The 7,979-nt window shown below is 68.9% G+C and carries 9 protein-coding genes; 5 read left to right on the top strand and 4 right to left on the bottom strand.

The features are described 5' to 3' along the window. The 4 genes from ACFWPJ_RS18270 to ACFWPJ_RS18285 form a co-directional block, all read right to left on the bottom strand. A partial coding sequence (locus ACFWPJ_RS18270) for an FAD-dependent oxidoreductase (protein WP_378852797.1) occupies positions 1-1,134 on the bottom strand: 1,134 nt, incomplete at its 3' end. Between the two features lie 159 nt (positions 1,135-1,293). Beyond that, positions 1,294-1,935, bottom strand: coding sequence for a PadR family transcriptional regulator (locus tag ACFWPJ_RS18275; protein ID WP_378852799.1), 642 nt, complete (start codon positions 1,933-1,935; stop codon positions 1,294-1,296). A 78-nt stretch (positions 1,936-2,013) separates the two neighbouring features. After that, a complete protein-coding gene (locus ACFWPJ_RS18280; protein ID WP_378852801.1) occupies positions 2,014-3,927 on the bottom strand; it encodes an MDR family MFS transporter in 1,914 nt (637 codons plus the stop codon). 184 nt (positions 3,928-4,111) lie between these two features. Beyond that, a complete protein-coding gene (locus ACFWPJ_RS18285; RefSeq protein ID WP_378852803.1) occupies positions 4,112-4,744 on the bottom strand; it encodes a TetR/AcrR family transcriptional regulator in 633 nt (210 codons plus the stop codon). Positions 4,745-4,852: 108 nt separating this feature from the next. On the opposite strand from ACFWPJ_RS18285, the gene ACFWPJ_RS18290 reads away from it, so the two are divergent. The 5 genes from ACFWPJ_RS18290 (at position 4,853) to ACFWPJ_RS18310 (ending at position 7,947) form a co-directional block, all read left to right on the top strand. Further along, positions 4,853-5,143: a hypothetical protein gene (locus ACFWPJ_RS18290; RefSeq protein ID WP_378852805.1), complete on the top strand. Its 291-nt coding sequence runs from the start codon at positions 4,853-4,855 to the stop codon at positions 5,141-5,143. A gap of 76 nt (positions 5,144-5,219) precedes the next feature. Beyond that, positions 5,220-6,140: an RNA polymerase sigma factor RpoD/SigA gene (locus tag ACFWPJ_RS18295; RefSeq protein ID WP_378852807.1), complete on the top strand. Its 921-nt coding sequence runs from the start codon at positions 5,220-5,222 to the stop codon at positions 6,138-6,140. A 39-nt stretch (positions 6,141-6,179) separates the two neighbouring features. Further along, positions 6,180-7,055, top strand: coding sequence for an oxidoreductase (locus tag ACFWPJ_RS18300; protein WP_378852809.1), 876 nt, complete (start codon positions 6,180-6,182; stop codon positions 7,053-7,055). Between the two features lie 86 nt (positions 7,056-7,141). Next, positions 7,142-7,573 carry a transcriptional regulator gene (locus ACFWPJ_RS18305; protein ID WP_378852810.1) on the top strand — a complete coding sequence of 144 codons (432 nt, stop codon included), beginning with the start codon at positions 7,142-7,144 and terminating at the stop codon, positions 7,571-7,573. Between the two features lie 26 nt (positions 7,574-7,599). Beyond that, positions 7,600-7,947, top strand: coding sequence for a DUF3817 domain-containing protein (locus tag ACFWPJ_RS18310; protein WP_378852812.1), 348 nt, complete (start codon positions 7,600-7,602; stop codon positions 7,945-7,947). The last annotated feature ends 32 nt before the right edge of the window (positions 7,948-7,979 follow it).

The raw sequence follows: 7,979 nt of genomic DNA on the forward strand, positions 1-7,979 counted from the left end.
CTTCTCCGGGTTCATCACCGTCTTGACCATCAGCGGCATCATCGCGTTCATGATCTTGCGGGCGAACGGGCCCGGCGTCTTGCTGTGGTTGACCTTCGCCGCGCGGGCCGCGATGCCCTCCACCCTCGCTCGCCGCAGCTGCTCGTAGGCCGCGAAGGCGGCGGTGGGCGTGTCGATATCGCGCAGGCAGCGGGCCAGCTGCACGGCGCTCTCGATCGCCAGCGACGCGCCCTGACCCGAGCTGTTCGACGGCGCGTGCACCGAATCGCCGACCAGCACCATCCGGTCGCGGTACCAGTGCGGCACCGGCGGCATGATGTGCAGCGCGCCGGTGATCTCCAGGTTCTCGGCGGTGGTGCGGCGAGCGAACTCGCCACCGGGGGTGTCGGGCGCGTAGGTCTCGCGCAGCACCCGCAACCAGTGTTCGGCCGGGACCGCGCGAGCCTCGGTCAGCGAGTAGTACTGCTTGCTCGGCAGATTCGCGCCCCAGGCGACGCGGCCGTCGGCGTGCTGCCAGTACAGGTAGTAGGCCTTGGTGCCGAACGCGAACACCATGGTGTCGGCGGGCAGGTCGAGATCACAGTCGACCAGGGCGCCGAAGCCGAGCATGCCGGTGTAGTCGGGGCCGGGTGCGGCCGGGTCGATCAGGCTCCGAACCGTCGACCGGATGCCGTCGCAGCCGACGAGGATGTCGGCGGACGCGGTCGAGCCGTCGGTGAAGTGCGCGGTCACGCCGTCGGCGTGCTCGTCGACGCGCACCAGACGCTTGTCGTAGGTGAACGGCACGCCCTCGCCGACCGCGTGATCGTGCAGCGTGCGGTGCAGTTCACCGCGATCGACGACCTGCAGCGGCGGCTGATCGGCCAGCACCGGCAGGATGTGTTCGCGGCCGCCGACGGACAGCCGCATGCCCTGGACGGGCAGCGCGATCCCGCGCACGGCGTCGCCGGCGCCGATGATGTCGAGGGCCGCGACCCCGTTGGGGGCGAGCGCGAGCCCGGAGCCGATGCCGTCGGACGGCCCGGAATAGGCCTCGTAGACATGGGCGTCGATGCCTGCCAGGCGCAGGGCGGTCGCCGCGACGGGTCCGGCGATGCCACCGCCGATGACCAAGGCGGAACGGGTTGTGGACATGAGTGATCTCCAGATCTGTGTCTGCGTCACCCGGGCTATCCTGTGGTTGCCAGCCTCGTAGCCGGGTGCGCATGCGTGTGAGCACGGTGTCGGGACGGTTCTCGGACTCGGTGGGGTGTTGCCGCACACCACCGGGTCCGGGTCTTTCGGGAGCGAGTTCTAGTCGTTGCCCCTTTCGCCGAATTCGGGAATCCGGTCGGCGGGCATGCCCTCGGCATGCCACTGCCGCCACATCTGCAGGCCTTGGAAGGTGCCCGCGCGCAGTTCGTCACGCAGCGAGCGCGCCCACCGCGCTTCGGCTTCCAGCATCGCGATGCCGAATTCGGTCTCGACGAGGAACAGCCGGGGCAGGGTGCCCGCCAGGGCGGTGAGATCGGTCTTCGCGCGCTCGACGGCCTGGTCGAGCGCGGCGATCCTGATGCCGAGCAGCTCGACCACCTCGTCGGGCGGGAGCACAGCCAGGATCGACAGTCCCGCGGTGAACCGGTGATGTTCGGGTTCGGGCGAGGCGAGCAGTTCCCTGGTCCAGTCGGCCATCTCGGCGCGCCCGGCATCGGTGATCCGGTAGATCACCCGCTCGGGACGCGCGCCGTCGCGTTCGCTGCCGACGACTTCGAGGAAACCTGCCTTGGCCATGTTCTGGACGACCGTGTAGAGCGAACCCCACTTGATGTCCATGTCCTTGTCTTTGCCATGGGCGCGCAGGGTGGCGGCGATCTCGTACCGGTGCATCGGCCGCTGCACGATCACCGACAGCACGGCGAGCGCGAGCAGATTGTTCACCTTGCGCTTCGTAGCCATGACCACCTCCTTACTCGTCTACGAATATACGTTGACGAATATTCGACGGGCAAGGCCTGTCCAGCGGACTGGACGGAATCAGACCTTGGTGACCTCGACGCTGTCGGCGCCCTGCTCGAGCAGCTTGCCCGCGATATTCGACAGCGCCTCGTCGAGCAGCGCGCGGTCGGCGGGGTCGTGGTAGTTCCAGTCGTCGAGCCGATCGCCCAGCCAGCGCCGCCAGCCCGCCCGCAGCTGGTCGACCTCGCCGCGGCCCCGCTCGGTCAGCGTCAGCGTGCCCGCGTCGTCGAACAGCAGGCCGTCGCCGACGGCCTGCCGGAACAGCGGCGACAGCACCTCCACCGGCAGCCGGTGCCGGAAGGCGATGGCGTGGATCTTCGCGGGCAAACCCTGCTTGCCGTAGAGGTACACCTGCCCGAGCGCCCAGGCGGCGTCCGGGCCGAGCGAGCTGCCCGACGCCGCGATGAGCTCGGGGATGATCGGCTTCTGCGCCCTGGCCTTGCGCACGGTCGCCGCGACCGCCCGTTCCAGCTGCACCACCCGGTCGTCGGAATCGGGCACCGAGAAACCCTCGCCGATATCGCCGGCGCCGTGCCGCGCGCTGTCACGCAACCGCACCTGCGGCAGGAACCAGGCGACGGCGAACCCGAGCAGCGCGACCGGAACCACCCAGCGGAACACGTAGTTGATCGAGTTCGCGTAGGCGTCGATGACCGGCGCCGAGAGCTCGAGTGGCAACTCACGCAACACTTTCGGGTTGGCCGCCGCCTCCGGGGAGATGCCGGGCGTCTGCCGCAGCGCCTCGCTCAGCGCCGATCTGCTCTGGTTGTCGTAGAGCGTGCCGAACACCGCGGTGCCGAACGCGCTGCCCAGCGTGCGGAAGAACGTCACGCCCGAGGTGGCGGTGCCGAGGTCGGCGTAGGGCACCGTGTTCTGCACGACGATGGTGAGCACCTGCATCGACAACCCGAGCCCGGCGCCGAGGATCAGCATATCCAGCGATTCCAGCCAGACGCTGGTCTCGCGGCCCATCGTCGACATCAGGGCGAGGCCGACGGCCATCACCGCCATGCCGACGACCGGGAAATACCGGTACTGCCCGGTGCGCCCGACCACCTGGCCGGAGAAGACCGAGGTGATGAACAGGCCGACGACCAGCGGCAGCGTCCGCACGCCCGACACCGTCGCCGTCGCGCCGTCGACGTACTGCAGATAGGCGGGCAGGTACGTCATCGAGCCGAGCATCGCGAAGCCGACGATGAAGCTGAGCACCGAGGACACCGTGAACACCCGGCTGCGGAACAGCCGCATCGGCAGCATGGGCGCCACCGCCCGGTTCTCCACCATGACGAACGCGACCAGCAGGACGACAGCCAGCACGAACAGCCCAATGATCTGCCAAGAGCCCCACGGATATTCGTTGCCGCCGAACTCGAGTCCGAGGATCAGCGCCGAGACGCCGAGCGCGACCAGGCCGATGCCGAGGTAGTCGATCACCGGCCGCGCGACCGCGCGCAGATGCGGCAGCGTGCGCGCCGCCATCGCGATCATGATGATCGCCAGCGGCACATTGACATAGAAGCACCAGCGCCAGCTGGCGTGATCGGTGAACAGCCCGCCCAGGGTGGGGCCGACGACGGTCGTGATGCCGAAGACCGCGCCGAGCGCGCCCTGGTACTTGCCGCGTTCGCGCAGCGGGATGGTGTCGGCGATCAGGGCCATCGAGGTGACCATCAACCCGCCGGCGCCGACGCCCTGGATACCCCTGGCCAGGATCAGCACACCCATGCCCGGCGCCATACCGGCCAGCGCCGAGCCCGCGATGAAGATGACACCGCTGATCTGGAACAGCAGTTTGCGACCGAACAGGTCACCGAGTTTGCCCGCGAGCACGGTCGCGACGGCTTCGGCGAGCAGATAGGCGGTCACCACCCAGGCCATGTGGCCCGCGCTGCCGAGGTCGGCGACGATCGACGGCAGCGCCGCCGACACGATGGTCTGATCGAGTGCGGCCTGAGCATGCCGAGAACGACCGTCGCGAAGACGATATTGATCTTGGCCTTGCTCATCGGCTCGACGGGCTCGTCTACAGCAACACCATCCGCCATTGCCCCAGTATGGGCGTTCCGGCCTCTTCCGATACTTCAGTGACACGGCAGCAAATCGGCGCCGGAACTCAGCGCACCGCGTACTCACCCAGCCCCGGTTCGAGCGCGGCGAACGCGATCCGGGTGTAAACGCCCAGGGCCGTGGCGATCTCGTCGCCGGGTTCGCCGTCGAGGGTGCGGCGCAGGATCTCGTCGAACAGCACCCGGTGGACGCCGGCGAGCTGGGCCGCGGCGACCCGCGGGGTGATGTCGCCGGGCGCGGCGCCGGTGACCTCGGCGAGCGCACGCGCCAGCGCGGCCTCCCGGTCCTCGTGGAACTCGCGCAGCCGCGCCGTCAGCGCGGGACTGTCGGTGATCATCTTCGCGAACGGCTGCCCACTGAACCCGATCACCGGATCCTGCGCGGCCACCGCGGCGAGGTAGGCCCCGCGCAGCGCGGCCAGCGCCGATTCACCCGGTTCGCGTCCCCGCACGACCGCCGCGAGCTGTTCGGCGAAGACCTCGCCGAGGTCGAGGGCGAGGTCCTCCTTGCGTGGGAAGTAGTTGGTGACGGTCATCTTGGCGACATCGGCGGCGGCGGCCACGTCGGCGATCGTCACCTTGTCGAATCCGCGCTCGAGGAACAGCTCGGTCGCCTTGTGCGAGATCTGCTCCCTGGTCTGCTGCTTCTTCCTGGCTCTGAGCCCCTGCTGCGTCGTCATGCCGGAAGCATATCTGAAGTCGTCACAAATTTGTTCTTGACATATTTTTAGGTCCGATCTAAGTTTGTGTTCGTCGCCGCGAGCGACCCCGATCGAAGGAGACAGCGCATGCCGCACGGACCCGATATCGCAGCCCCGACCCGACGCACCGGCACCACCGACGAAGGAGCAGCCGATATGGCCCGATACACGACACTGCGAAGCCCGCTCGACGACGCGGTCCGCGAGATCCTGACCGCGCCCGAACCTCTGCCGATGCCGATCCGGCGCCAGGCCGGGCCCGCCAGCACGGCGGCGCCCGTCCCGGCGCAGCGGCGACGCGGCACCGGCTCGGCCATCCGTGGCGCGCAGACCCTGTCGACCACCGTGCGCAGGCCGCTGCGGATTCCCGGCCGCTGACCGACCGGGTGGGGGCGATCCGTCGCCCCCACCCTTCAACCCCTCCGTCGAAGCCGCCTCTGCATGGGAGTTCCTCTTGACCGTCACCGCTGATCCCATCCGCGACTACCTCACCGCCATCGCCCGCACTCCCCTGCTGACCGCCGAGCAGGAATACGCGCTCGCCGCGCGCATCGCCGCCGGCACCGCCGCGCGCGCCGAACTCGACGAGAATGCCGCCGTGGGCATCGAACTCACCGCCGCGCGGCGAGAAGAGCTGCGCCGCACGGAGATCGACGGACTGCGGGCGAAAGACCACATGGTGCGGGCGAATCTGCGCCTCGTCGTGTCCATCGCGCGGCGGTTCCCGACGAACACGGGCATGTCGCTGCTGGATCTGATCCAGGAGGGCACCCTCGGGCTGATCCGGGCGGTGGAGAAGTTCGACCACGAGCGCGGGCTCAAGTTGTCCACCTACGCGACGTACTGGATCCGGCAATCGATCGGCCGCGCCCTCACCGACCAGGGCCGCACGATCCGGCTGCCATCGAACGTGGCCGATGTCCTGCACCGGGTGATCCGCGTGCGGCGCGAGCTGGCCCATCAGCTCGGCCGCGTCGCCACCGTCGAGGAGCTGGCCACGGCCGCGGAGCTCACGGTCACCCAGGTCGAGGCGGTGCTGCGGCACGAGGCCGAGCCGGTATCGCTGCACGCGCCGATCGGCGAGGACACCGAACTGGGTGCCCTACTGCCCGATACCGCGCCCGCCCCGGCGGACACGGTCGCCGAGCGCATGCTGCCCCGCTATGTCGAGGCCGCGCTCGGCGTGCTCACCGAGCGCGAATCCGCCGTCATCCGCCTGCGGTTCGGCCTCGATCGCGGCGAGGGCCGCACCCTGGAGGAGGTGGGTTCGGAGCTGGGCGTGTCCAGGGAACGGGCCAGGCAGATCGAGGCGAAGGCGATGTCGAAGCTCCGCAGGCCCGCCTGCGCCAGTACGCTGACGGGGCTGCTCGACTGAATACTTCCTTCCGATCTTACTCCGGAGTAAGGTCGGCGCATGGCATGGAAACCAACTGACATCGCGGACCAGAGCGGGCGCACGTTCGTGATCACCGGGGCCAACGGCGGCCTCGGTACCGAAACCACCAAGGTGCTGGCAGGCAAGGGCGCCACCGTCATCATGGCCTGCCGCAACGCGGCCAAGGCCCAGCCGATCGCCGACGCCATCCCCGGTGACGTCCGGGTGGCCGCGCTCGACCTGGCCGACCTGGCTTCCGTGCGCGCGTTCGCCGAGCAGCAGGGCGAGTTCGACGTGCTGATCAACAACGCGGGCCTGATGAACATCCCGTTCTCGCGCACCGCCGACGGCTTCGAGACCCAGTTCGGCGTCAACCACCTCGGGCATTTCGCACTCACCGGCCTGCTGCTGGACCGGATCACCGACCGGGTGGTCACCCTGGCCAGCATCGCGCACAAGCAGACGCCCAAGCTCTGGATCGACGACCTCAACTACGAGAACCGCCGCTACCAGCGCAACCTCGCCTACGCCCAGGCCAAGCTGGCCAACCTGATGTTCGGCCGCGAGCTGCAGCGCAGGCTCACCGAGGCCGGGTCGGCGAAGAAGTCCTACGCGGTGCACCCCGGCGTCTCGGCGACCGACCTGTTCGCCCGCACCGAGACCGTGCTGGACCGGGTCAGCAAGCCGTTCATCAAGCTCATCGGCCACCCGCCCGCCAAGGCCGCCCACTCGACCCTGTTCGCGGCCACCGAACCGGCTGCCGACCCGACCGTCTACTGGGGTCCCAAGAAGTGGATGCAGTCCCAGGGCCCGGTCGAGCCGTGCCCGTCGAGCGCGATCTCCCGCAATCCGGAACTGCAGCGCAGGCTGTGGGAGGAATCCGAGCGGATGACGGGCATCAGCTACAAGTTCTGACGGTGGGCCACGAGCCCGGCTATGACGCCCCTCTCAGCTGCGACCTGGTCCTACGCACGCTGTAGTAGCCGGGTACCGTGGAGCGCGTGTCCGCTTCTTCTCCCCGCCCGGCGCACAATCGACCGGCCCTGATCGCGCTGGTCATCGTTGTCGCGCTGGGCTGCCTCGCGCTGGCCTGGTGGCAGTGGGAGCAGTTCGAATCGGTGTCGGGTTCGGGCCGGAACCTCGGCTACGCGATGCAGTGGCCGCTGTTCGCCGCGTTCGCGGTGTTCGCCTATGTCCGGTTCGTGCGGCTGGAACGCGAGGCCGAGAAACCGGCAACGGCACCGCGCACGGCCGAGTCCGAGGCGCCGCGCGAGATCCCCGCCGGGATCCTGCCCGAACGGCCGAAGGCCGCGCCCGCCGACGACCCGGAAACGGTCGCCTACAACCAGTACCTGGCACAACTGCACGCCAACGACATCGATGCGCAGGTCCGCTCGGCCGGTCTGCACGCCACTGAGAGGAATGCCGGGTGACCGACAACAAGACCACAGCACCGTCGCTGGAGAAGGAGACCGGCGCACCGGCGGCCAGCGTCGACACGGCCAAGATCGCCCCGGCCCTGCAGCGCTACCGGGTGCTGGCGTGGGTCACCGGTTTGTGGCTGCTGCTGCTCACCGTCGAGATGATCGCCAAGTACGGCTTCGGCGTCGACACCCCGAGCTGGATCGCGGTCGTGCACGGCTGGGTCTACTTCGCCTACCTGCTCGTCACCGCCGACCTCGCGGTGAAGGTCCGCTGGCCGATCGGCCGCACCGTCGGCACCCTCATCGCAGGCACCATCCCCCTGCTGTCGTTCTTCGTCGAGCACCGCAACGCCAAGGACGTCAAGCACCAGCACAGCCTCTGACCAGTCTCGTATAAACAACAGACGCGGCCGAC

The sequence above is a fragment of the Nocardia sp. NPDC058497 genome (assembly GCF_042720195.1).
Lineage (GTDB): Bacteria > Actinomycetota > Actinomycetes > Mycobacteriales > Mycobacteriaceae > Nocardia.

Bases quoted from the DNA above. Each gene is read 5' to 3' on its own strand.
- ACFWPJ_RS18300 (WP_378852809.1), top strand. From the start codon at position 6,180: ATGGCATGGAAACCAACTGACATCGCGGACCAGAGCGGGCGCACGTTC.
- ACFWPJ_RS18290 (WP_378852805.1), top strand. From the start codon at position 4,853: ATGCCGCACGGACCCGATATCGCAGCCCCGACCCGACGCACCGGCACC.
- ACFWPJ_RS18275 (WP_378852799.1), bottom strand. From the start codon at position 1,935: ATGGCTACGAAGCGCAAGGTGAACAATCTGCTCGCGCTCGCCGTGCTG.
- ACFWPJ_RS18285 (WP_378852803.1), bottom strand. From the start codon at position 4,744: ATGACGACGCAGCAGGGGCTCAGAGCCAGGAAGAAGCAGCAGACCAGG.